The organism is Rhizobium sp. BK602, from assembly GCF_014195095.1.
Lineage (GTDB): Bacteria > Pseudomonadota > Alphaproteobacteria > Rhizobiales > Rhizobiaceae > Rhizobium.
On the sequence record NZ_JACIBC010000004.1, the window covers coordinates 20942 to 45112 of the forward strand.

The following is a 24171-nucleotide window of genomic DNA, read 5'->3' on the forward strand; positions in this document are numbered from 1 at the left end:
GCAAGCAATGTTTAAAAAGAACCTGGCGGCCAAGCTGACGCTTGTGCCCAGCGCCGTGGTTATCGCCGTGTGCTTCTACGGCACGATCCTCTGGACATTCTATATTTCGCTCACGCATTCGACGATGCTGCCGAACTACACGTTCTACGGGTTCGGTCAGTATGCGGCGCTGCTGTCCATGCCGCGCTGGCACACCGCCTTCGCCAACATGCTGATCTTCGGTAGCCTGTTCATCGCCGGCTCGCTCATCATCGGCACGACGCTGGCAGCGCTTCTCGATCGAAACGTCAAGGCCGAAGGGCTTTTCCGCGTCCTCTTCCTCTATCCGCTTTCCATGTCCTTCGTCGTGACCGGCCTCGCCTGGCAATGGCTGCTGAACCCGACGACCGGTATCGAAGCCCTCGTGCGCGGCTTCGGCTGGGAAAGCTTCCAGTTCAATTGGCTGGCGAGCCCGGAAAAGGCGATCTACGCCGTTTCGATCGCTGCCATCTGGCAGTCCTCGGGCCTCGTCATGGCCATCATGCTCGCCGGCCTTCGCGGCGTCGACAGCGACATCTGGAAGGCCGCCAAGATCGACGGTATCCCCGTCTGGCGCTCCTATATCAGCATCGTGCTGCCCATGCTGCGCCCGCTGATCCTCACCTGCGTCATCCTGCTGGCAACCGCCGTGGTGAAGAGCTACGACCTCGTCGTCGCCATGACCGGCGGCGGTCCCGGCATCAGCACCGATGTGCCCGGAAAATTCGTGGTCGACCTGCTGTTCCAGCGCGCCAATATCAGCACGGCGGCAGCAGCCGCGATCCTGATGTTGCTGTCCGTCATCTGCGCCCTTTCTCCCTATGTCTATATCGAGCTCAAGAGGCAGAAGCGATGACTGCGACCCCTCTCGCCCAATCCGGCGCTTCGACGATCCATGCCGTGCCTCGCACAGCCAAGACAAAGCCCGGCCGCATCCTTCTCTATGTCATCCTTTCGCTCGCGCTGGTCTATTACGCGATCCCGCTGCTGCTGGTGATCTCGACATCGCTGAAGACAGCCGACGAGCTGCGCACCGGCAACATCTTCACCCTGCCCCAGGGCCTGAATTTCGATGCCTGGACGAAGGCATGGCTGACGGCCTGCACGGGTATCCAATGCAACGGCATTCACGGGAATTTCTGGAACTCCGTCGAGATTGTCGTGCCCAGCGTCATCTTCTCGATCCTGTTTGGCGCGCTTACCGGCTTCGCGCTGTCGCAGTGGCAGTCGAAATTGAGCCGCGTCATCCTGCTGTCGCTGATGCTCGGCGCCTTCATTCCCTACCAGGTCATTCTCTATCCGCTGGTCAGGATCTTCAGCACCGTCGGCCTTTACGGCACGCTGCCGGGGATCATCCTGATCCACATCATCTTCGGCCTGCCCTATATGACGCTGCTGTTCTTCAACTTTTACCAGGGCGTGCCGCCGGAGCTTTCGAAGGCGGCGAAGATGGATGGCGCCGGCTTTTTCACGATCTTCTTCGAGATCATGCTGCCGATGTCGGTCAATGTCCTTGTCGTCGCCATCATCATGCAGGCGACGGGCATCTGGAACGACTTCCTCCTGGGCCTGATCTTCGCCGGGCGGGACCACCTGCCAATCACGGTACAGCTCAACAATATCGTCAATACAACAACCGGCGTCAAAGAATACAATGTGAACATGGCCGCGACCTTCCTCACCGCGCTGCCGCCGCTTCTCATCTATATTCTTTCCGGACGCTATTTTGCGCGCGGTCTCGCCGCCGGCGCGGTGAAGGGCTAATGCAATGACACAGATCTCCGTTATCGACGCCAACAAGTCCTTCGGACAGCAGCATATCCTGCGCGATATCAACCTGTCGGTTGCCAGCGGCGAGTTCATCGTCCTGCTCGGCTCTTCGGGCTGCGGAAAGTCGACGCTGCTCAACGTCATCGCCGGCCTGGAGGACCTCGATACCGGCAAGATCATCGCCGGCAGCCAGGATGTGACCAACGTCGATTCCAGCCGCCGCAATATGTCGATGGTCTTCCAGTCCTACGCGCTCTACCCGACGATGACAGTGCGCAAGAACCTCGGCTTCGGTCTGCGCGTCAACAAGCTGCCGAAGGCCGAGATTGCCGAGCGCGTCGAATGGGCCGCCAACCTGCTGCAATTGACGCCGTTGCTCGATCGCCGTCCGTCGCAGCTCTCCGGCGGCCAGCGCCAGCGCGTGGCAATCGGCCGGGCGCTGGTGCGCCGCAGCCCGATCTGCCTGTTCGACGAACCCCTGTCCAACCTCGACGCCAAGCTGCGCACCGAGATGCGGCTGGAGATCAAGAAGCTGCATCAGGAACTGCGCAGCACGATCGTCTACGTCACCCACGACCAGATCGAAGCGATGACGCTGGCAACCCGCGTTGCCGTCATGAAGAGCGGCAAGATCGAGCAATATGCCTCGCCGGACGAACTCTATGAGAAGCCCGAGACCCTGTTCGTCGCCGGTTTCGTCGGATCGCCGGGCATGAACCTGCTGCCGGCTCGCATCCGGATCGAGGATGGCGAGCCGATGGCCGCCATTGGCGACCATCTGTTGCCGATCGACGCCTATCCGTTCCGACAGCCGGCCATCGATGGCCAGGAGATCGTCATCGGCTTCAGACCCGAAGATATCCAGCTCGCCGACGAACGGGCAACCCTGCCGACGCTTCCGGCGCCGATCACCTTCGTCGAACCGATGGGCGCGGATACGCTTGTCTGGTTTACGCTCGGCGAACAGAAGCTGTCGGTCCGCCTGCCCACCGCAAAGGCGCGCGGACTGTCCGGAGACGCACGCCTGGCATTCAATCCGGCCACCGCCTCGATCTTCTCGAAGGAAAGCGAGCAGCGCCTCTAAAGCAATTCCAGGAAAAGTGCGGAGCGGTTTTCCGTCCGGAATTGCGTAAAAACAAAAGGATAGAGTGGTTCAGCGGTCCGGTGAAGCGCTGAACCACTCCAAGCGCTGCCTGCGCAGTCGCCGAATGCGGCCTGCCTCCTTATCCCCGGCAGAGCTGCTCGATCAGCCGGTCCATCATGGCATCGCAGCGCTGCAGCTCCTGCTCTTCGATATATTCGTCCGGCTGGTGCCCCTGGTTCATGTTGCCGGGGCCGATCACCACGGTTTCCAGACCCAGCCGTGTCGCGAACAATCCGGCTTCCGTCCCGAACGACACCTTGGTCATCGGCGCTTTACCGAGCAGGTGCCTTGCGAAGGCCACGGCAGGGCTGTCGTCTGACGTTGCCAGCCCCGGATAGGCGTTGCGGACGTCGATGTCTGTCCCGGCGCCCGCGGAGGCGCGGATGCGGGACAGGATGTCCTCGATATTATCCTCCGCCAGATGGCGGATCTCGAAATCGACCGAGGCCCTTTCGGCAACGATATTGAGAACCTCGCCACCGGCGATCTTGCCGGCATGAACCGTCGTGTACGGCATGTCATAGTCCGCATCCTGCCGGCCGGTCTCGACGATCTCCCTTTGTGCGGCGCGGAGTATGGCGACGAAATCGCAGGCGAGATGGATGGCATTGACGAAACGCGGCGCCAGCGAAGAATGTCCCGCCTCGCCCCGAAAACGTGCCTGCGCCGCCAGCTTGCCCTTGTGACCAAGAGCGATCGACATCGACGTCGGCTCGCCGACGATACAAAGCGACGCCTTGAATTGTTCTTTCGCCAAGGCATCGATGAGCGACCGCACACCGACACAGCCAATCTCCTCATCGTGCGAAAAGGCAATGTGCAGCGGACGCTTCAATGCCTTCGGATCGATGCGATCCGCAACGGCCATGACGCAGGCAAGAAAGCCTTTCATGTCTGTGGCGCCCCGGCCATGCAGCCGTGTGCCTCGCCGCGTCAGCTTGAAAGGGTCCGATGTCCATGCCTGCGTCGCGACCGGAACCACGTCCGTATGGCCGGAAAGGACGATGCCATCGTCCTGTTTCGGCCCGATAGTGGCAAACAGGTTCGCCTTTTCTCCGCTGCCATCGGGAATAAGGCGGCACTCGAAGCCGCGGTCGGTCAGATAGCCGCGGACGAAATCGATCAGCGGCAGGTTGCTGTCGGCGCTGATTGTCGGAAAGGCGATGAGGCGATCAAGCAGGTCGAGCGTGTTCAAGGCATACTCTCAAAAAAGGAAGGCCCGCATGCATTGCGAGCCTCTATCGGGATCTGTCTTCAACGGCGCATTAATTCGCCATGGTCTCTTCGTCAGCCATCGTCTTGTTGATGTCGGCCAGCAGAGCCGCGATATCCGCCTTCGGAAAGGCTTGGCGAAAGCGCCGGTCGAAGGTGGTGAACATGCCGAAGAAGGAATTGGCGCAATGCTCCAGCATCCGATCCGCGGCTTCCTCGTCGATCGACAGATGCTTCTGCAGGAACTGGTTGAACTTCGCCCGTGCAATCGGATTGGCGAGCACGAAGACCGGCTGCGTGTCCCATTTCACTTCGCGGTGGCGCGAGGCGCGCGAACGGATCTGCAATGGCGCTGCCAGGTGGATGTCGCGCGAGGATGAGCCGATTTCGATGTGAATGGCATCGTCATCGAGAATCCAGCGGCCCTTGCCGGAATCATAGAGAGCGAAGTCGGCCGCCGGAACGGTCAGCGTCAGGCGCTTCGATTGACCGGGCTCGAGATGAACCTTGGCGAAGGATTTCAGCTCGCGCTTCGGCCGCTGCAGCCTCGGCTTGCCGTAGCGGACATAGAGCTGCGTCGCTTCCTTGCCGGCAACGGCGCCGGTGTTGGTCACCGTGAAACTCGCAACGACCGCCTCGCCGGCATTCAGCTCCGCGCGGTCCAGCGTCAGGTCCGAATAGGCGAAGCTGGTATAGCTGAGGCCGAAGCCGAAGGGATATTGCGGCTCGATCTCGCGGGCATCGTACCAGCGGTAGCCGACATGAATGCCTTCGCTGTAGGAGTGCCGGCCGTTCTCGCCGGGATAGCTGAGATAGGAAGGCATGTCCTGCATGCGCTTCGGGAAGGTCGTGGTCAACTTACCCGAAGGGTTGACGACGCCGAAGAGAATATCGGCAATGCCGCCACCGGTCGCTTGGCCGGAGAAGAACATCTCGACGATCGACTTCACCTCCGAAATCCACGGCATGACCACCGCATCCGGGCTGGCAATGACGACCACGACATTCGGATTGACGGCGGCAACGGCGCTGACGAGGGCATCATGGCCCGGCGCGAGATCGAGCGTCGTGCGGTCCGAACCTTCGCCGTCATAGCCGTTCTCGGTGGAGACGAAGATGACCACGACATCGGCGCCACGCGCGCCTTGGACGGCTTCCGCGATCAGCGCCGCGCGCTCGCCTTCCACCTCGCTGGTGCCACGATATCGATCAACCTTGATGCTGTCGCCGGCCAGCTTGATGATCTCGTCGATCGGCACATCGACGAGGGTCGGCGTCGTGGTGGCGCAGCCCGAACCCTGGATGACCGGAACGCCGGCGCCTTCGCCGATGACCACCATCCGCTTGACCCTGGCAGGCGTGATCGGCAGGAGCTGATCATCGTTCTTCAGCAGCACCATCGATTCTCCGGCCATGCGGCGGGCGAGCTTGTGATGCGCATCGCGATCGAAGACCGTATCGCGACGCTCGCCGCGCTTGCCGGCGCGCACCAGCGCCAAAACCCGCGCGCAGGCCTCGTCGACGACGGCCATGTCCACCTTGCCGGCCTTAATGGCGTCCAGCAGATCGCTCTTGCGCGTTTCGCTTTCCGGCATGTCGAGATCGTTGCCGGCGTTGAGCGATGCGGGGCGATCCTTGATGCCGTGCCAGTCGGAAACCACGAGGCCATCATAGCCCCATTCCTCGCGCAGCACCTTGGTCAGCAGCCAGGCGTCCTCGGCGGCCTGGACACCGTTCAGGCGGTTATAGGAGCTCATGACCGTCCAGGGATTGCTCTTGGCAATCGCCCGCTGGAAACCCTTCAGATAGATTTCGCGCAGTGCCCGCTCGTCGACGACGGAATCCATCGATGTACGTTCGACTTCGGAGTTGTTGCAGGCGAAGTGCTTCAGCGAGGCGCCGACGCCGTTTTCCTGCAAGCCGTTGATGACGCCGGCGGCGAAATCACCGCTGACGACCGGATCTTCGGCATAATATTCGTAGGAGCGGCCGCCGAGCGGCGTGCGGCGGATATTGATGCCCGGGCCGAGCAGCAGGTGCACGCCGAATTCCTGGCATTCCATGGCAAGCGCCGTCCCAAGGTCATGGGCGAGATCGACATCCCAGGAGCAGCCGAGGCTGGAACCGTTCGGGAAGCAGGTCGCCTGCTTCATCGCACCCCATGCCACCTCGACATGGCTGGCCCGCTGGCCGACAACATTGAGAAAAGCGGAGAAGTCGACGCCGCCGGCCTGGTCGTTGTCGATCTGGTGGATCGAATAGCGCACGCCGTAGGTGCCGTCGGTCATGACGATGCTCGGAATGCCCAGGCGCTCGATCGCCTTGGTCTTCCACATGCGATGCCCGGCCAGAAGGGCGACTTTTTCCTCGGTCGTCATTTCCGCGATCAGCGCCGCGAAGTCACCACTGATAAGCTTGTCTGAAGTCACGTCATGTCTCCAAGATATCTCTGCACAGGCAATCTACGGAAGGTCGAGCAACGCCGGACCGTAACCGGAAAAGCTGTTGCGATCGATCATGGCACCCGGCCGTGCGCGGAGAAATGATCTTTTTCCGAGGCGACGCTTCGTCAAAAACTTGGCTGCCGGATCAGCCCGGCGCCTTGCGCCGCTCCATGGTGGGCGCAACCATTCCCGGAATATAGGCATCCGACACAAAGGACTGGCAATGCTGCTGAAACATTTCGATCAGCCGTGACTTGCGGTTCTGACTGAGCGTGATCACGCCGATGACCATCGGCTTCTGCCCGCCGGAGATTGGAACGCGAACCACCGGCCGGCCGTCCATGGCGAGTTGCGAGCGGGGACGAACATTGGCGATCGTGTAGCCGTAGCCGTTTGCTACCATCGTGCGGATAATATCCTGATACGCCGACCGCATGACGATGGTCGGCTCGACGCCCGATTTCGCGAACAGCCCGAGGAAATATTCGCGGCTGATGGGCAGATCCAGCAGGATCAAGGGCGCATCGACGAGCTCGTCAAGGCTGATGGAGGAATAGCGCGCAAAAGGGTGCGCCTCGGCGACGAGGATATGCGGCGGCAGGGTGGCCAGTGGCACGAAGTCGAAGCCTTCGGGAATGAGAAGGTCATAGCTCAACGCGACGTCGATTTCGGCATGCTGCAGCTTTTCCAGCAGCTCCTCATGGTCGCTGACAGTCTGAATGATGCGGGTTTCCGGAAAGGCGGAGGTGAAGGAGTGCGACAGCTCCGGCATGATCATCGACGCGAGCGTGACCATGCAGCCGAGCGACAGCTGCCCCCTGATCTTGTCGTTCACTTCCGAGGCAACCGTATAGATGTTTTCCGCCTGCTCGACGAGTTGCTTCGCCTCAACCAGCATCAGCCGCCCGGCCGGCGTCAGCGACAGCCCCTTCGCGTGATGACGCACGAAGAGCTGCGTTTGCAACTCGGTCTCCAGGTGGGTAATCGCCGTCGAAATCGATGGCTGGGAGATGTTCAACCGCTCCGACGCGAGCGTGATACTTCCTGTCTCCGCAGTCGCAATGAAATATTCGATCTGACGGAGCGTGTATCTCATCGCACCTTTATAAATCCGCTAGCCAAAAGAACAAGCAACGATGGGCGCATTATTCGTCCCCGGGGACGCCGAAGGATGGAGCGGCGCTCGGGTCAAGCGCGCGCCTGACATAGTCTTCCATCTGCGGTTCGTAGACGCACCAAAGATCCTGCAGGGCCGCGATCGGCTGGTCGTGCCAATCGACACGCAGATCGACGACCGGCCAGGCGACGTCGCGCACGACCTTCAGCCCGGCCGAACGCACCGGCCCTGCTTCGCCGCCCGCCTCAAGACCGGCCGCGAGGGCTCGAACCAGCCGCGACGGCAGATCGCCGTCAGCCGCTTGGAAGGCCGCGATCATATGCTGCGGCACATCGGTATTCGCCAGCAGATTGCCAGCGGCGATGCAACCCGCTCCCTTCGCCATGGCATGGATACCCAACGTCCGCTCGCCGGAATGGCCGGCAACATTGCCGCGTGCATCGACGATGGCGAGCTGCCGATAGGCGGCAAAAGGCGTCGACGCCACGAGGCGCGCCAGGGCATCCTCCGCCGTCGCGCCCAATGCCAGCATCTCCAGACCCGAGATGCCCAGACCCGGATCGGTGATATTCTGGCTGGCCACAGCGCCGGCGCCGGCGCGGACATGCGAGCAGCGCGCCGCCACAGCCGGCGAAGAGGAAGAGATGGCGATACCGAACATGCCGGTTTCGGCGCAGCGGGCGGCGATGGAGAAGGTCATGAGATCGCGATCCCTTTATTCAGGAATGACGGCGATGGCGTCGACTTCCACCAGCCACTCGGGGCGGGCGAGCGCCGAGACAACGATGCCTGTCGAGACCGGGAAGACGCCCTTCAGCCACTTGCCGACGACACGATAAACGGCCTCACGATAGCGCGGGTCCACGATGTAGATGGTGATCTTACAGACGTGATCGAGCGACGAGCCGGCCTCGTCCAGCAGCATCTTGATATTGGCCATGGCCTGTTCCGTCTGGCCCGTGACGTCACCGATGGCGACGCTGGCGGAGCTATCGAGATCCTGGCCGATCTGACCGCGCACGAAGACCATGGTGCCCTTGGCGACGACCGTCTGGCACAGATCGTTATCCAGCTTCTGCTCCGGGTAGGTATCTTTCGTATTGAACTTGCGAATGCGGGTATGAACCATGTTCGAACTCCCTGGAATTGAGAAACGTGCCTTTTGCTGCGGCGGCTGAGGCGAATGCAGAATGTCTTGCTGACGGCAGCTCTCAGCTGCCGTCATGGCCAGAGGGACGGTATTCGTCATACTTGCGCTGGGTCGAGATGCGGTCAGCGAGATGCTTGGCATCGTGCCAGACTCCCCAGATGAAGCTCGATCCCCTGCGTGATTGCCACGGAAGACCGAGGAAATAGATGCCACGCTCGGGCGATACGCCGCGCTGGTGCTTCGGACGGCCACGCTCGTCGAGGACATCCATCTTCAGCCAACTGTAATCCACGGAGAAGCCGGTCGCCCAGATGATCGTGCGGATGCCGGCCTGCGCCAGATCGAGGCTGAGGATCGGGTTGGCAACGCAATCCGGCTCCGGTTCGATCCTGCGGGCTTCCGGATCTGCCGGCAGCTCGATGCCGTTTCGTGCCGCATATGCGTCGGCTTCGTCCAGCAGCGCCATATAATTGGCGTCACCCCGCGCCAGGTTTTCGGCCAGATCATCGGAGAAGCTCAAGCTGGTCCCATCGCAGGAGATCGTACGGCCGAGCAAGGTCATGCCCCGCCCAGCCAGACGACGGAAGTCGATGGTATGACCGCCGCGCGCGCCGCTTACGGCGATCGTCACGTGTTCGGTGCCAGGCCCGGGTGTTTCGGCGTCCCATTTTCCGAGAACCCCAAGCCACCAGCAGAAATCGCGGCCGCGATAGGCCCGCGGCGGGCGATCATGCGGACCGACGGACAGATAGACGCGCCGTCCCGCCAGAAGAAGCTCCTCGGCAATCTGAGTCCCCGACGAACCCGCGCCGATGACGAGAACGGCACCCTCGGGCAATTGGCCCGGATTGCGATATTTCGTCGAATGCATCTGCACGATATCCGGCGCGTCCGCAATCAGCTCGGGAACGACAGGAACCTGAAAGGCGCCGGTCGCGGCGACGATATTCTGCGCCTCTATCACACCATCGGACGTTTCCACACGGAAGCCGGGGCGGCCAACATGTCTTTCGACGCTTCGCACGTCTACACCACAGCGAATGGGGGCGTCGATTTGCTTTGCGTAAGCCTCGAAATAATCGGCAACGGCTTCCTTTGGCGGGAAGCTGTCCGGATCCACATTGGGAAACGCCAGCCCGGGGAAACGATCATGCCACGCGGGACCGTTGGCAACCAGAGAATCCCATCGTTCCGAACGCCAGCGCTCGGCAATCCGGCTGCGCTCCAGCACAAGGTGAGAGACACCAGCCTTGCTCAGGTGTTCGCTCATGGCAACTCCAGCTTGGCCGGCGCCGACAACCAGAGTGTCCACGATTTCAACTGACATAGCTGCGTCCTCTTCCCATTTCAGGGCCTTGTGCGGTTTCTCATCGCAGCTGTAGTGCACTCGATCTGGGTAGAAAATTACGTTTTCATTTCGCAGTGCTTAGCCTGGCGCTAAGCATGAACGTCTGATGATGGCAGAGTAAGTTCGAAATGCTTAGAGGGCGGTGACGAACCGCGCCGGGTTCGCCGGAGGCTCCAACGTCGGAGAGAGTGGAGCAGATATCCGGAGCCTGATTGGCAAGCGATGCTCTTCGCCACATATGTTGCGCGGCGTTCATGACTGAAGACCCCGTGCCCAGTAATGTTCATGCGCTCTTTTGGGCTGGGATGATCCGGCGTTTAACGGCCCGGCAGTGTCGATTGCTCAAGCATCGTCCACGCGCCGCGCCGTCGGCATGGCGAAAAACATAAACGGCATTCAATCATCAACAATGCTCATGTCCCGCTCCGCTCCCATATCGGGCATACCCTGTATGCCGATCACCGCTCTCATGAACGATGCCCGCTCGGCTGGACCGGACGCGCCATTTCAGCTGAAGGCGATATCGCCGACGACCCTTACTCTTACACGGCGCGCGCCGCCGGGCAGATAGGCGATCGGGATATCCTCGACTTCGAGGGTTTTCAGGCTTTCGCGGTTGGCGCCGGAAGCGACGGCGGCATCCTGCGCCTCTATCTCTGCCCTGGTGATCGCCTCGTCACGGCTCAATCCTGAAAACACCTGATCGACCTCGCCCGAAACCTGAGCCATCGCGGCGCCGAGCGCGTTGGCGACGCCGGCATTCTCGACGCGTAGAACCTCCGAGGCTCCCGCGATCCTGTCGGGGATCAGGAAGGCGCCGCCGCCGACAGCGATCAAGGGCACATCCTCGGCCGACGTCTTCATCTGGTCGAAGCTGTCTGTCACCATATCGCGGACGCGTTCAAGGCTCGCCTTGACGAAGGACGGATCGAGATCGCGGACACGATCCTTGTCCCCCATTTCGATCAGACCGGCGGCGACGGCGACGTCCGAGGTCGTCAGCGTATTGCCGCCGAAGACGCGCGCCTCCGTCAGGATGCGATAGCCGACCGAGCGCGGGCCGATCTTGCCGGTTTCCGGATCGATGATCGTACCGCCGCCAAGCGCGATCGGCAGAAGATCGGGCATGCGAAACAGCGTGCGCACGCCGCCGATATGGACGATGTTGTTGGCCTCACGCGGGAAGCCGCCAACGAGGCAACCGATATCCGAAGTCGTGCCGCCGACATCGACGACCATGGCGTCGCTCAGCCCCGTCAGGAAGGCGGCACCCCGCATCGAATTCGTCGGACCAGAGGCGAAGCTGTGAACCGGATTGGCCGCGGCGACATCCGCCAGCGCCACCGTACCGTCATTCTGCGTCAGGTAGAAAGGCGCGGCAACGCCTGCCTCGCGCAGCGCATCCGAGAACGCCTGGACCGTGGTTGTACCGAGCGACTGCAGCGCCGCATTGAGAAGCGCGACATTCTCGCGCTCGAGCAATCCGATCCGCCCAAGCGTATGCGATAGCGTAATCCTTGCATCCGGGATGACCGAGCGGACGATCTCGGCAGCCCTGACCTCGCATTCGGTCGTCAATGGAGAGAAAGTTGCCGATATCGCGATCGAGGTGATGCCGGCATCGCGGATCTTCATCGCAGCATCGCGGATCTCGTCGGGGACCATCGGCACGAGCGGGCTGCCGTCATATTCATGGCCGCCATGCACCATGAAGATAAGGGGATCGACAGCTGCGCGCAGATCACTAGGCCAATCGCACATCGGTGGCAGGGAGGCGCCTGTCGGCAGCGCGACGCGGATCGCCGCCACCCTTTCCAGCCGCGCCCGCTCGACGACGGCATTGGTAAAATGCGTGGTGCCGATCATCACGGCGTCGATCGGCCGGCCGGACGCACCGGCATGGCCGGCGACGTGGCTCAAAGCCGCCTTCACGCCTGACATCACGTCCTGCGTGGTGGGAACCTTGATGGAAGCGATGATCGTCTGACCATCGATCAGAACGGCATCCGTATTGGTGCCGCCAACGTCAATGCCGATGCGTTTCATGCGAATACCGATCTGAAATCAATGTCATAGCCAAAGGCACGAGGGCCGACGGCTGCTATCCCCGCAGGCGAGGTCAAAAGTTCGGGCGCAGGCAAGGCAATAACGGTCACACGTTGGCCGTAACGCAGGGATTCCGTGCCGATAGCACTGCCGGAAATCGTGTCGAGGAGGCAAAGAAGGTCCGGCGTCATCGCCACCGGCTCGCCATCCCGGAAGGCGACCGCCCATTCGTTCTGGAAGGCCAGTTCCATGCGCGCGCCCCTGTCGGCATCAATGCCTTCGATCACGGTCCGCCCGCGCAGGAAGCCACCGGTGGTTTCACGCGCGACATCGATCACCTTGCCGCGAAACAGTTGCTTGCCGCCCTCGTGATCGAGAACCGCCTTCACCGGATCGTCGTGACGCGCACGCGCCTCGATGACGGTGCGGCCGAGTTCCGTCGCCTTGGTGATGGTGTAGTGGATACCCCATTCCTTTACCTCGCGGCCGGTGCGCGGCGCCTTGCAGGTGGCGGCGGTCGAGCCCACTTCGGTGCAGACCTTGCGCGAGATGCGCTCCATCCATTTCCAGGAAGCCGCCTTGGTGACGATGACTTCGTTGTCACGCACATCGACGAGGGAAAGTGGATACATCGGCAGATTGCCGATAGCGAATGAGGTCATCTGCGCTTCGGGATAGGCCCGTCCCATCGCATCGGCATTGACGACCGGCCGACCGAGCATCGCGGCGGCAAGAAAGGAGGACAGCGCATTCGAGCCGCCGATCTCGACGCTCATGATCGCGCGAAAGGGCTTGCCGAGATAATCTTCCATGACCTCGACCGCGCGCGCCAGATGCACGGGATCGCTGAGACGCTCCTGCCCGACCAGCGGCGCGCCCATTTTCGAAACGACGGCCACCATGTCGTCATCATCGAGCGCCATCGGGTCCATCACCTGCACGCGACGGCCCTCGGCGTAGAGCCTGCGAAGGTTAAGGGTCGAGATATAGGGATTGCCACCGCCTCCGGTTCCCAGGATCCAGGCTCCGGTTGCAAGCGGTTCGATATCGTCTTCGGAAAATTCCTGAAGCATGTTTCACCTTCGGCAATAGAGCAGTTCGGCTTTTCACGGAAACTCCGAGCCGCTCCATCTCTTTGTTTTCTCGCAATTCCTGACGGAAAATCGCGCCGCACTTTTCCTGGACTTGCTCCCGCTGTCCCGACCCCGAATGGGGTCGGGTCGATGTCTTGTGCAGGCGAGGATCAGTTCGCCTTGCAGTCCCAATGGAAGTTCGAGAAATTCAGGTCCCAGCTCTGCATGGGAATGAACTCGTAGCCCTGAAGGCACTTGTTCGCCGCATAGCGCCGGTTTGGCGATACGGCCCATACGTCGGGCTGCAGCTCGGCAAGCTTTACCTGCAATTCCTTATAGGCCGCGTTTTGCTCCTTGATGTCGGTGGTCGCCCTTACCTTGTCGATCAGGGCGTCGACGTCGGGATTCTGCAGCCATTCCATCGACATCCAGGTGCCGGCAGCCTTGGAGTGATACTGGTTATAGAAAATCGCGTCCGGCGACGGATAGTTGGGCGAGATGTTGACCTGCGTCGAAGCGGGCGTGGTTTCCGGCTTCGACGAAAGCTCGACGATACGGTTCCAGGGCTCGGGCTTGATATCGAGCGTGATGCCGATCTGCTCGAGATTGGCCTGCATCAGCAGCGCCACTTCGGACTCGAAGGCGAGCGAAGCGACATAGCTGTTGACGAGCGTGATCTTCTGGCCGGCATATTTCGACTTGGCGAGCTCTTCCTTCGCCTTGTCGAGATCGAAGACGCCGGGCTGAATATCGTCGTTATGGGCATCCTTGAACACGGTCGAGAGCGGGCCGGTCATGTCGAAGCCCGGATAGATCGCCTCCTGGATGGTCTTGTAATCGGTGGCATAGGCGATCGCGCGGCGTACATGCACATCGTCGGTCGGATAGACCTTGCTGTTCAGCTTGATGACGAAGCCGCCGGCCGTCGTCGACTGGAGCAGCTTGTAGCCCGGCATCTTGCCGAGAGTTTCGTAAGTATCGTTGCCAAGACCATGCGAGGAGAGACCCAACTCGCCCTTTTCGGCAAGCGCCTTGACGGTGGCGTCGTCGCTCGTCTGCACGAAGCGCACTTCGTCGATCGGCGTTCCCTTTGTCCAGCCGAGGAAGTAATCGGGATTGCGGGCGATCACCATATCGGCGGAGCGATTGTAGCTGACGAGCTTGTAAGGGCCCGAACCAGCCGAGTGTTCGCCGACATAGGCTTCGCCCCATTTATCGTCCGGCTTGGCGTTGGCCTCGATCAGCTTCTCGTTCAGCGCCATCATCAACGGCGTGACGGCCATGAACGGCGAGAACTGCCGGTCAAGTTTGACGACCACGGTCTTGTCGTCGGGCGCGGTGATGTTGTCGGGCTGCACGAGGCCGACGATGAGGTTCGACGGCCCCTTGTTGATACCAATCAGGCGCCGAATGGACCAGACGAAATCGGATGCCTTGACGGCCGTCCCATCCTGGAACTTGGCGTCATCGCGAAGATGGAAGGTGTAGGTCAGACCGTCCCCGGAGATGTCCCAGGATTTTGCAAGATGAGGCACGATCTCACCCGAGGGACTGACAGTCGTGAGCGCATCATACATGTTCACGATCGCCATGTAGCCGGTATAGTCGGTGACCTTAGCCGGATCGAGCGAACTGAAAATCTGCATTGTGTTGACGGCAATCGACACCTTGTCGGCCGCCGACGCTACGACCGACGTCAGCGGCAACGCCATGACGCTGGCAAGCAGAAGCGTCGGAAGACGCAGACTTTTGAAACCCATCTTCATTCTAGTTCTCCTCTTTCATGCGGGAACTGCCCCGCTTATGGTTAGACTGCCTTTCGTTCGGGCCCAGGCAACGGCGAATAGGTGATGTCCGGGTAGCCGAAGGCCGCAGGACCGACGACATCGAGCGCACGGGCGCTGCGAAGCAGCTCGTGGCAGGGGATGGCGATGATCGCGACGCGCTGGCCGTAGCGCAGCATCTCGGTGGTGATCGGATAGCCGGTATCGACATCGAGAAGAACGATCAGATCCGGCACGCAAACTTCGATCACGCCATCACGGCGGAAGACCAGGAACTCGTTCTGGATCGCCACACTGGCAGTCTGGCCGCTGCAATCGTCGAAGCCGGCAAGCTCCATTTCGCCCACGACGAAGCCGCCGCGCAGATGGCGCTTCAGGTCGGTGATCTTGCCGTTGAAGACGCGCCGGCCACCCTCCAGCGCACAAACCGCCGCGATCGGATCTTCCTGCGCCTTGCGCGCCCGGATCACCGCTTCGCCAAGCGCGATCGCCTTGGTGTAGCTCTTCGGAATGCCGTATTGATGGACATAATGCGCCTGCATCGGTGCCGTCGCCAGCATCGCCGCGCCGCCCTGCGCCACCACGCAGGCGCGTGCCATGCGCTCGTGCCAAACCTCGGAGACGGCATGGCTGAAGATGACGGCATTGCCATGCAGGTCGCACATCACCGAAGGCGTCGAGCTGTGACCGTAGATCGAGAAGGTCGTCATCTGCATTTCGGGGAATGCCCGGCCCATGCCGTCGCAATCGAGGATGGGCAAGCCGCCGAGCGCCGCCGTGACAAGCGGGTTCATGGAATTCGCACCGCCGATCTCCTCGCAGACGATCGCATCGATCGGCGTGCGGATGAGCTCTTCCATGGCGCGCAGGCAGCGCAGCCCTTCACGCCCTTCGCGGATACGCTCGACGCCGACGACCGGTGCGCCGATACCGCCGATCGACATGCACAGAGCGTCCGGCTCGATGGCATCAGTCGCCAGAACCTTCATTTCATAGCCGGCCTTCATCGCCTCGAGGGCCAGCAGCTTGCCCTGATAGGGATTGCCGCCGCCGCCGGTGCCGAGAATGCCCGCGCCGATTTCCAACGCATCGAGATCTTCGGGCGTCAGCCGGCGCAGAGCGGCATCATCGTATTTCTGCTTGCGCGTCTCAGGCATGATGGCCTCCCATTTCACCGACGACTTTGACGTGAATGCGCGTGGCGTTGCCCGGCAGGTAGGCAAGCGGCGTGTCCTCGCGCTCGATAACCTCAAGAGTTTCGGCAAGCGCGCCGGCCGCGATCGCCTTTTCGCGAGCTTCCGCCTCGGCTTCTGCCAGCGCGCTCTCGCGGGTGCGACCGTTGACGAGCGAGAAGACGCGATCGGTCTCACCGCTGATCTGGGCGATAGCGGCGCCGACGGCGTTTGCGACGGCGAAATTCTCCGGGCGAATGACGTCGAGATCGCCGATGCGATCCGCCATCAGGATCGAGCCGCCGCCGACAGCAATCACCGGCACCGGCGTCGAGGAGATCCGGCTCCGCTCGACGCAGGCCTCCAGCATGGCGTTGATCTTGCCGATGGCGGAATCGACAAGACCCTTGTCGAGATTGGCGACCAGTGCCCGATCGCCGATATTGGCCTTGCCATCGGCAACCGCGATATCGGTGGCGGTCAGCGTCGATCCGCCAAAGCACAGCGCCTCCTTGCGCACGCGATAACCGACCGACTTCGGTCCAACTGACATACCCGTATCGCTCTTAACGACAAACGAACCGCCGCCGAGGCCGATCGAGAAGACATCGGGCATGCGGAAATTGGTGCGGACCCCGCCGATATCGACGGTCGTGGAAGCCTGGCGGGGGAAACCGTGCGAGAGCGCGCCGACATCCGTGGTCGTGCCACCGACATCGACCACGACGGCGTCCTTCAACCCGGTCAGGAATGCCGCACCGCGCATGGAATTGGTCGGACCGGAGGCGAAGGTCAGCACCGGAAAAGCACGAACGACATCGGCCGCCATCAGCGTGCCGTCGTTCTGGGTGATGTAGAACGGGCACGGGATGCCAGCCGCAGCCAACGCCTTGCCAAAGGCAGCAACGGTGCGATCGGCCAGCGACAGCAGGCTCGCATTCATGATCGCCGCACTTTCGCGCGCCAGCAGGCCGTGGCGACCGATATCCTTCGACATGACGACGGGCAGCCCCGGGCAATGCTGCTGCAGGATCTGCTTGGCGCGCAACTCCATCGCATCGTTGATGCCGCTGAAGACGCAGGTCACCGCCGCAGCCTTCAGGCCCTTCGCGCGGATTTCGCCAGCGATGCGCACGATGGCATCCTCATCGAGCGGCGAAAGCTCGCGTCCGTCGAATTCGTAGCCGCCCTTCACCTGATAACCGTGGTTGCCGACAATTTCGCGCAGATCGTCCGGCCAATCGACCATCGGCGGCAGGCCGGCGCCTGAGGGCAGGCTCAGCCGGATGGCCGCGACTTCGTCCATGTGACGGCGCTCGATCACCGCATTGGTGAAATGCGTCGTGCCGATCATCACGGCCGCGATGCTTGTCCGGTCGATGCCGGAGGCCTCGATGACTTTCTCCAGCGCCTCGATCACGCCCGACGTCACATCCTCGGTCGTCGAGGCCTTGACCCCGGCCAGAACGGTCTTTCCCTCCAGGACGACAGCATCCGTATTGGTGCCGCCCACATCAATTCCAACGCGATACACGTCAGGCTCCTCTTCGATCAGTCTGTGGTTTTGACGAGGAAGCGCATGCGCTCTTCCTCGGTCACGGCGGGCTTCAAGCCTTCCTCCTCGTCGGTGACGACGGGAATCGCGGCGATCAGCGCGCGTGTGTATGGATGATTGGGGGCGGCGAAGACCGCCGGCGTCGGGCCTTCCTCAACGATCTCGCCACGCAGCATGATGGCGATACGCGAGCAGAAATTGCGCATCAGCGACAGGTCGTGCGAGATCATCAGATAGGTGAGGCCCAGCTCCTCGCGCAGCTGCAGCAGCAGCTCGATCACGGTTTTCTGCACCGACACGTCAAGGGCCGCCGTCGGTTCGTCGAGGATCAGGATCTTCGGCTCGGCGGCGAGAGCGCGGGCAATCGCCACACGCTGCTTCTGGCCACCCGAAAGCTCATGCGGATACTTTGACAGATAGGATTGCGGCAGGCGCACGAGCTCCAGGAGCTGTTTCATCCGCGCCTCGCGGGCCGGTCCATCCATGCCGATGGATTTCAGCGGCAGCGCCAGGGTTTGCTGGACATTGCGCTTGGGATTGAGCGACGTGCCCGGATTCTGATAGACGATCTGCGTCAGCCGCTTGCCGCGCTCCGGTGCCGGCGCATCGATGGTGACGCTGCCCGAGGTCGGGCTCGACAGATCCATGATGATGCGTGCGACCGAGGTCTTGCCCGAGCCGGATTCGCCGGCCAGTCCGAAGATTTCGCCCTGGCGCAGCGTCAGGTCCACGTCGCGGACGGCATGGAAACCGGGCTTCCGGCCATAGATCTTGTTCAGTCCTTCGACCTTGACGATGGGCGCACGGTCGCTCTGCGGCAGATCGATAACGCGCGCGCCATAGAGCGGCGGCACCGCGTCCAGCAGCGCCTTCGTATAGGCCTGACGCGGGTTGGTGAGTATCTCGTGGCAAGGGCCTGCCTCGACGATATCGCCGTGATGCATGACCACCACCCGGTCGGCGACCTTGCGCACGACGCCGAGATTGTGGGTGATCATGAGAAGAGCCATGTTCTCCTCGATGACCAGCTGGTTGATCAGATTGAGGATTTCGTCCTGCGTCGTCACATCGAGTGCGGTGCCTGGTTCGTCGGCGATCAAAAGCTTCGGCTGGTGCAAAAGCGCCAATCCGATCAGCACGCGCTGGCGCATGCCGCCCGAAAGTTCGGACGGATAGGCATTCATCACACGCTCGGCATCGGCCAGCTGCACGCGGCGCAAGACGGCGGCGATCCGCGTGCGACGTTCCGCCTTCGACGAGCTGACACCATCGCGCTTGTCGGCAAAACGCATGACGTCATCGAGATGCGTGCCGATCTTGAAGACCGGATTGAAGGAGGAGAGCGGGTCCTGCATGATCAGGGAAAAGGCCGTGCCCTTCAGCGCTTCCCGCTCCCTCCGTTGCATTTTCAGGACGTCCCGCCCTGAGACCGATATCGCGCCGGAGTTGATCGTTGCATTCTTCGGCAAGGTGCCGATGATCGCCTTTGCCGTTACGGACTTGCCGGATCCTGTCTCGCCGATCAGCGCGACGCGCTCACCGGCTTCAACCGTGAAGGCGATATCACGCAGAACCTGGCGGGTGCGGCCGTAGGTAGTGAAGGAGACGTTCAGAGCCTCGATCTTCAGAAGCGGGTCGCTCATGGCTCAGCTCTCCACATCGAACATGTCGCGCAAGCCATCACCCAGAAGATTGAAGCCGAGCGTCACGTAGAAGACCGCGGCACCGGGGCAGACGACTTCCCACCAATAGCCGGGCATGAACTGACGGCCGTCGGAAACCATCGAGCCAAGGTCCGGAATGGGCGGCTTTACCCCGAAACCGAGAAAGCTGAGGGTCGCGCCGAACAGGATCACGAAGGCGGCGTCCAGCGTCGTCTTGACGGAGATGACCGCAACACAATTCGGCAGGATTTCCCGAAACAGGATGTGCATCGGCCCTGCGCCGGCAAGCCGTGCCGCCTCGATATAATCTTCGGAGGCGATCGACTTCGAGACGGAGTAGATCAGCCGCGCGTGCCAGGTCCACCATAGCAAGGTGATCGCGATCATCGCATTCATCAGGTTCGGCTCGAGCAGGTTCGACACGGCAAGCGCCATAACCAGCGGCGGCATCGCCAGCATGACATTCGTCAGACCCGTGATGACCTTTTCGACCCAGCCCCCGAAATAACCGGCGATCAGGCCGAGCACCGTGCCGATCGGCACGGAAATGCCGAGCACGCCGATAACCAGCAGGAGCGAAACGCGCAGGCCGAAGACCGTGCGGGAAAAGATATCGCGACCGACCTTGTCGGTGCCGAACCAATGCGCCGCGTCAGGCGCTACGTGACGGGCGCGGAAATCAACAACGGCACCCACATGTTTCGGATAGGGCGTCAGCCATGGCGCGAAGACCGCCAGCACGACGACCGAAATCAGGATCAGCGTACCGATCACCGCAGCCGGATTGCGGCTGAAGCGATACCACATCATGTAGCCCGTGCTCAGCCCACGGTCGGACGTGTCAAGCATCTTCATATCGGCCATCAGCGTGCCTCCTTGCGGCGCAGGCGCGGATCGATGATCGAGATCAGGACATCCACCACTAGGTTCGCAACGATGAAGAACAGGCCGGCGACCAGCACCACGGCGGTCACGGCATTGAGGTCCTTTTGCAGGATGGCGTTCAGCCCATAGGAGGCAAAGCCGCCCCAGGCGAAGACCATCTCGATGACGAAGGCATTGCCGATGAGCGATGCGAATTCCAGGCCCATGATCGTCAATGGCGCGATCGACGACAGCTTGAGAAGATAGCGGAAGATGATGACTCGCTCCGGCACACCGAAGCTCTGCAAGGTCAGAACATGATCCTTGCGCTGGTTCTCCAGCATGGAGGACCGGGTAATGCGGGTGATCTGGCCGATGCCGGCCATAGCCAGCGCAAAGGCCGGCAGGACGAGATGCCGGAGCGCGTCGACGAAGACATCCAGCCGTCCTGCCAGCAGGCCGTCAATCAACAGGAATCCGGTCGGTCCGGGCTGAAAGCCTAAGGAATGATCGAGGCGGCCGATGATCGGCCAATCCGGCAGCCAGCGGGCGGCAAGCAATTGCAGGCTGATCGCGAACAGGAAGCTCGGAATGGTGACGCCGGTCAAGGACAGGATGCGGCCGATATGGTCCAGCGCGCGATCCCGGAAATGCGCGGTGATGACGCCGAGCGGAATGGCCACCACGAACATGAAGATCACGGAGACAAGCACCAGTTCCACGGTCGCCGGCACCGTCTGCTCCAGATCGGTCGTGACGGGACGCTGCGACACCAGGGACATTCCGAGATCGCCTCTAAGCGCCTTGCCGACATAATCGACATATTGCACCAGAAGCGGCCTATCCAGGCCCATCTGACCGCGCAGCGCATCGACCTGATCTTGCGTCGCCGCCGGGCCAAGGGCCATGCGCGCGGGATCTCCCGGCACGACGCGCGCCAGCGCGAAAATCATGATGGAAAGCGCGATCATGACCAGAATGAAGGTGCCGAGCCGCGTCAGGATCGCGACCAACGGGTGTTGCTGCATCGATGGGAAGTTCCTTGTTCGCCAGCTAACTCTCGAACAACAATCCCGATCTTCCGGCAGCGGACAACTGCGCCGAGGTATAGTTTTTCAGCTTTATGGTATAGGTTATTTTTCACGATGCGCTTACAAATCTCGCATGGACAGACTGATACCCCGCCCCCGTCTTTGCGACCGCATCGCCTCGGAGCGAGCCGGCGTAATCTTCCTGCGCGCGCCCGCCGGTGCCGGAAAGACCACAATTCTGTCCATGGCTGCCAGGGCGATGGGCAGACAGGTTTGCAGCCTGCCGCAGCCACGCATGAGCGACATCGCGAATGGATGGCTTTTCTGGGACGTGCCGGTTTCCGCGCGCTCGGTTCGCCTGTCCGCCCCGCTCGTCGAGACCATCGGCGTTCTGGTCATCGCCTGCCGCCCGGATCAGCGCATCAGTGGGCTGGCACGGCTGATCCTGCATCGCGGTTCCGTTACGCTCGACGCCGATGACCTGACATTTTCGCCGGAAGAGTTGCAGGATCTTCCCATCGAGGAGGCTCGTCGCCTCGTCAGGGATTATGCCGGCTGGCCGGCGTTTCTACCGTTAGGGCGCCTGCGGGATCCGCGACTCGGCATCGACTACCTGCGCGAAAACTTCCTCGGTCACCTTTCGCCGGGGCAGACGGCGTCCCTGTCCATCTGGCTCGAAGCGCCTACCTCATTCCAGGCCGAGGAATGGACCGGCCTCTTGCCGCCCCTGCTGGTCAGGGCGCCGGATGAACATCCGGAACTGCTGAAGCTTCTCACCATCGCCGTCAGCGAACGCCTGGCGACCTTCGAGACGACGGTCGCCGTGATCGAGGTTGCCTCCGCCTTCGAACGGGCTGGGCGAGCGCCCGCCGCCATGGCGCTGCTTCTCGATCACGGGCACGAGGCGCATGCCGCGCAAATACTCGAGCGTGCCCGCGGCCTGGAATTGATCTACCGAAATAGCCTTGGGACCTTTCGCGACATCATCATGCGCTTTTCCCATGAGATGATCTCAACCAACGAAGTCGTGCTCTTCGCCCTCGCCCGCACACTCCTGAAACTGGGAGAACTGCAGCGCGTGCGCCATCTGGTCGGCAAGCATCTGGGCTCGGACTATCTCGACCCGCTCAAGGTCTTGCTGCGCGGATCGCGCTTTTCCTTCGCGGCACGAACCTTCCGGCTCAACCTCATGATCTCCGAGGATCTGATGCCGACCGATGCCATGATCACCCGCCTCGGCGAATTCATGGCAGACTATCCGATGGGCGATTACGGCAAATGGGCCGCCTACTACAACGCGCTGCTGGAATTCGAAATTCGCCGCCGGAATTTCCGCGAAGCGGAAGCCGCCGCCGCCCGCGCCTTGATCTATCTCGGCCATATGGGTGGCCAGCCGCTGCTGGAGTTCTTCATCCATCTGCATCAGACAGTGCTTCGACTGATGAGCGGCGATGCGCTCTTTGCCCGTCACGCCGCACAGGCGGCGCGGCAGAAACTGGAGCAGGTACCGCACGCTGCGGAGGCGGAATTCCGCATGCTGCGGCTCGCGGAAGCCTGCATCGCCTACGAGGCCGGCCAGCCGCGCGATCTGCTTCAATTCGTTCAAAAGGAGTTCGATGGGTTCGCCGCTGCGGAGATCTGGCCGAGCCTGATGCAATTCGCTCTTCACTATGCATCGCAGGTGCTCGCGGATCACTTTCCGATGGTGATCAGGCCCGGCTTTCTCGACGGGCTCTGGATCCATCTGTCGGAGGGGCTGCAGTTTCACGCGATGATGGAGATCCGCACCGCGATTGCCTATCAGAACGCCAATCGCTGGCACGATGCGGCGGCAACCCTCTCCGCGGTTCGCATGCGGATCGGCCGCAACTGGGTCGAAAGCGCCAATGAGGAATTGACTCGCCTGACCAGACGAGACGAGATTTCCTACGCCATGGCATGGCTGCGCGATTCCGTGCGCCTCTCGACGCCGCGACCCTATCTGTCGCACCAGATCGATGCATTGATCGCCAACTCGAAAGTCACCAACCGCGAGAAGGTCGCCCTGCAGCTATGGCAAAGCTATGCCGCCTACCAGCGCCGGGACAATGCCGCGACGCGGGCGCATCTTCTGTCGGCGCTTGAAAGCGCCACGCGCCTCGGCTGCAACGGCGTGCTCTCCGAGGAGCGGATCTTTCTCTCGCCGCTTCTCAAGAACCAGCGCATTCGCAGCTTCATCGAAACCTCATCCGATGTCCGCACCGCACTTTCGCTCTTTGCCGCTTCGGTGAACTCGCCGCAGGCAAAGGCATTGCAGGGTGGTCTTTCTCAGCGCGAGGTCCAGATGCTACAGCTGATCGCCAGCGGCATGTCGAACAAACGCATTGCCCACACGCTCAATGTCTCCGAAGTAACGGTGAAATTTCATCTCGGAAATCTGTTTCGCAAGCTTGGCTGTCATCGCCGCGCCGAAGCGATCCGGGCGGCAACCGCGCTCGACTGGCTATGACTGTAGGACGATGTGACGGTATCCATCACTGAACGGGGAGGGTATGGATCGGCAAAATCCGCACACGCTCCGGTCATGATCTTCCAATCCGCTGTGATGCGGTGCCGCGAAGAGATTTCTGACTGCCGAAAAGATCGATACAAAGTGTTGGATACCTGGGTGTCTTCAGCTTTACAGCCTCGACCTCGGAGCCCGTCGGGGTGCCCACCCCATCCGAGCCATCGACCCTGCGTCTCGCATCTCGGGCGTTACGGCAGAGCACATGAAGGGCGTCGTCTTTGTCAATACATG

18 protein-coding genes are annotated in these 24171 nt (G+C 61.6%); 4 read left to right on the forward strand and 14 right to left on the reverse strand.

The genetic code is table 11. The features are described from left to right. The first annotated feature begins 7 nt into the window (after nucleotides 1-7). The 3 genes from FHX11_RS13885 to FHX11_RS13895 are packed head-to-tail and all read left to right on the forward strand — an operon-like array spanning nucleotide 8 to nucleotide 2872. Nucleotides 8-874 (forward strand): sugar ABC transporter permease, encoded by an 867-nt coding sequence (locus tag FHX11_RS13885; protein ID WP_184358234.1) that lies wholly within the window; start codon nucleotides 8-10, stop codon nucleotides 872-874. Beyond that, a complete protein-coding gene (locus FHX11_RS13890; RefSeq protein ID WP_184358235.1) occupies nucleotides 871-1782 on the forward strand; it encodes a carbohydrate ABC transporter permease in 912 nt (303 codons plus the stop codon). The genes FHX11_RS13885 and FHX11_RS13890 overlap by 4 nt, the downstream gene beginning before the upstream one ends. A 4-nt stretch (nucleotides 1783-1786) precedes the next feature. Continuing rightward, nucleotides 1787-2872: an ABC transporter ATP-binding protein gene (locus FHX11_RS13895; protein WP_184358236.1), complete on the forward strand. Its 1086-nt coding sequence runs from the start codon at nucleotides 1787-1789 to the stop codon at nucleotides 2870-2872. A gap of 139 nt (nucleotides 2873-3011) precedes the next feature. Here the strand turns inward: FHX11_RS13895 and argE are convergent, their stop codons facing one another. The 14 genes from argE to FHX11_RS13965 all read right to left on the reverse strand — a co-directional run bounded on the left by argE (nucleotide 3012) and on the right by FHX11_RS13965 (nucleotide 21389). Then, on the reverse strand, nucleotides 3012-4127 hold the full coding sequence (gene argE, locus FHX11_RS13900; protein ID WP_184358237.1) for an acetylornithine deacetylase: 1116 nt from the start codon (nucleotides 4125-4127) through the stop codon (nucleotides 3012-3014). A 70-nt stretch (nucleotides 4128-4197) separates the two neighbouring features. Continuing rightward, nucleotides 4198-6573 carry a glycoside hydrolase family 3 C-terminal domain-containing protein gene (locus tag FHX11_RS13905; RefSeq protein WP_348649705.1) on the reverse strand — a complete coding sequence of 792 codons (2376 nt, stop codon included), beginning with the start codon at nucleotides 6571-6573 and terminating at the stop codon, nucleotides 4198-4200. 160 nt (nucleotides 6574-6733) lie between these two features. After that, nucleotides 6734-7684 (reverse strand): LysR family transcriptional regulator, encoded by a 951-nt coding sequence (locus FHX11_RS13910; protein WP_184358238.1) that lies wholly within the window; start codon nucleotides 7682-7684, stop codon nucleotides 6734-6736. 49 nt (nucleotides 7685-7733) lie between these two features. Next, complete coding sequence (locus FHX11_RS13915) at nucleotides 7734-8405, reverse strand: DUF1028 domain-containing protein (RefSeq protein WP_184358239.1); 672 nt, start codon at nucleotides 8403-8405, stop codon at nucleotides 7734-7736. A 15-nt stretch (nucleotides 8406-8420) separates the two neighbouring features. Next, the gene (locus FHX11_RS13920; protein WP_184358240.1) at nucleotides 8421-8834 is read right to left on the reverse strand and encodes a RidA family protein; all 414 of its coding nucleotides are present in this window, start codon (nucleotides 8832-8834) and stop codon (nucleotides 8421-8423) included. 82 nt (nucleotides 8835-8916) lie between these two features. Further along, on the reverse strand, nucleotides 8917-10182 hold the full coding sequence (locus tag FHX11_RS13925; protein WP_184358241.1) for an NAD(P)/FAD-dependent oxidoreductase: 1266 nt from the start codon (nucleotides 10180-10182) through the stop codon (nucleotides 8917-8919). A gap of 528 nt (nucleotides 10183-10710) precedes the next feature. Further along, nucleotides 10711-12249: a hydantoinase/oxoprolinase family protein gene (locus FHX11_RS13930; RefSeq protein WP_184358242.1), complete on the reverse strand. Its 1539-nt coding sequence runs from the start codon at nucleotides 12247-12249 to the stop codon at nucleotides 10711-10713. Continuing rightward, a complete protein-coding gene (locus FHX11_RS13935; protein ID WP_184358243.1) occupies nucleotides 12246-13322 on the reverse strand; it encodes a DUF917 domain-containing protein in 1077 nt (358 codons plus the stop codon). The genes FHX11_RS13930 and FHX11_RS13935 overlap by 4 nt, the downstream gene beginning before the upstream one ends. 170 nt (nucleotides 13323-13492) lie before the next feature. Beyond that, a complete protein-coding gene (locus FHX11_RS13940) occupies nucleotides 13493-15088 on the reverse strand; it encodes an ABC transporter substrate-binding protein (protein ID WP_184358244.1) in 1596 nt (531 codons plus the stop codon). Nucleotides 15089-15129: 41 nt separating this feature from the next. Beyond that, nucleotides 15130-16263 (reverse strand): DUF917 domain-containing protein, encoded by a 1134-nt coding sequence (locus tag FHX11_RS13945; protein WP_184358245.1) that lies wholly within the window; start codon nucleotides 16261-16263, stop codon nucleotides 15130-15132. Continuing rightward, nucleotides 16256-17812, reverse strand: a complete 1557-nt coding sequence (locus FHX11_RS13950; protein ID WP_184358246.1) for a hydantoinase/oxoprolinase family protein — start codon at nucleotides 17810-17812, stop codon at nucleotides 16256-16258. Before FHX11_RS13950 ends, FHX11_RS13945 begins: the two co-directional genes overlap by 8 nt. 17 nt (nucleotides 17813-17829) lie before the next feature. Continuing rightward, a complete protein-coding gene (locus FHX11_RS13955; RefSeq protein WP_184358247.1) occupies nucleotides 17830-19476 on the reverse strand; it encodes an ABC transporter ATP-binding protein in 1647 nt (548 codons plus the stop codon). 3 nt (nucleotides 19477-19479) lie between these two features. Next, the gene (locus tag FHX11_RS13960; protein WP_184358248.1) at nucleotides 19480-20361 is read right to left on the reverse strand and encodes an ABC transporter permease; all 882 of its coding nucleotides are present in this window, start codon (nucleotides 20359-20361) and stop codon (nucleotides 19480-19482) included. Continuing rightward, a complete protein-coding gene (locus tag FHX11_RS13965) occupies nucleotides 20361-21389 on the reverse strand; it encodes an ABC transporter permease (protein WP_184358249.1) in 1029 nt (342 codons plus the stop codon). Before FHX11_RS13965 ends, FHX11_RS13960 begins: the two co-directional genes overlap by 1 nt. 136 nt (nucleotides 21390-21525) lie before the next feature. Here FHX11_RS13965 and FHX11_RS13970 point away from each other — a divergent pair, with 136 nt between their 5' ends. Further along, complete coding sequence (locus FHX11_RS13970) at nucleotides 21526-23880, forward strand: LuxR C-terminal-related transcriptional regulator (protein ID WP_184358250.1); 2355 nt, start codon at nucleotides 21526-21528, stop codon at nucleotides 23878-23880. Nucleotides 23881-24171: the final 291 nt, after the last annotated feature.

What these genes read in the sequence shown, in the direction of transcription:
- FHX11_RS13885 (WP_184358234.1), top strand. Translation starts at nt 8, where the DNA reads ATGTTTAAAAAGAACCTGGCGGCCAAGCTGACGCTTGTGCCCAGCGCC.
- FHX11_RS13890 (WP_184358235.1), top strand. Translation starts at nt 871, where the DNA reads ATGACTGCGACCCCTCTCGCCCAATCCGGCGCTTCGACGATCCATGCC.
- FHX11_RS13895 (WP_184358236.1), top strand. Translation starts at nt 1,787, where the DNA reads ATGACACAGATCTCCGTTATCGACGCCAACAAGTCCTTCGGACAGCAG.
- FHX11_RS13910 (WP_184358238.1), bottom strand. Translation starts at nt 7,684, where the DNA reads ATGAGATACACGCTCCGTCAGATCGAATATTTCATTGCGACTGCGGAG.
- FHX11_RS13915 (WP_184358239.1), bottom strand. Translation starts at nt 8,405, where the DNA reads ATGACCTTCTCCATCGCCGCCCGCTGCGCCGAAACCGGCATGTTCGGT.
- FHX11_RS13920 (WP_184358240.1), bottom strand. Translation starts at nt 8,834, where the DNA reads ATGGTTCATACCCGCATTCGCAAGTTCAATACGAAAGATACCTACCCG.
- FHX11_RS13925 (WP_184358241.1), bottom strand. Translation starts at nt 10,182, where the DNA reads ATGTCAGTTGAAATCGTGGACACTCTGGTTGTCGGCGCCGGCCAAGCT.
- FHX11_RS13930 (WP_184358242.1), bottom strand. Translation starts at nt 12,249, where the DNA reads ATGAAACGCATCGGCATTGACGTTGGCGGCACCAATACGGATGCCGTT.
- FHX11_RS13935 (WP_184358243.1), bottom strand. Translation starts at nt 13,322, where the DNA reads ATGCTTCAGGAATTTTCCGAAGACGATATCGAACCGCTTGCAACCGGA.
- FHX11_RS13940 (WP_184358244.1), bottom strand. Translation starts at nt 15,088, where the DNA reads ATGAAGATGGGTTTCAAAAGTCTGCGTCTTCCGACGCTTCTGCTTGCC.
- FHX11_RS13945 (WP_184358245.1), bottom strand. Translation starts at nt 16,263, where the DNA reads ATGCCTGAGACGCGCAAGCAGAAATACGATGATGCCGCTCTGCGCCGG.
- FHX11_RS13955 (WP_184358247.1), bottom strand. Translation starts at nt 19,476, where the DNA reads ATGAGCGACCCGCTTCTGAAGATCGAGGCTCTGAACGTCTCCTTCACT.
- FHX11_RS13960 (WP_184358248.1), bottom strand. Translation starts at nt 20,361, where the DNA reads ATGGCCGATATGAAGATGCTTGACACGTCCGACCGTGGGCTGAGCACG.
- FHX11_RS13965 (WP_184358249.1), bottom strand. Translation starts at nt 21,389, where the DNA reads ATGCAGCAACACCCGTTGGTCGCGATCCTGACGCGGCTCGGCACCTTC.
- FHX11_RS13970 (WP_184358250.1), top strand. Translation starts at nt 21,526, where the DNA reads ATGGACAGACTGATACCCCGCCCCCGTCTTTGCGACCGCATCGCCTCG.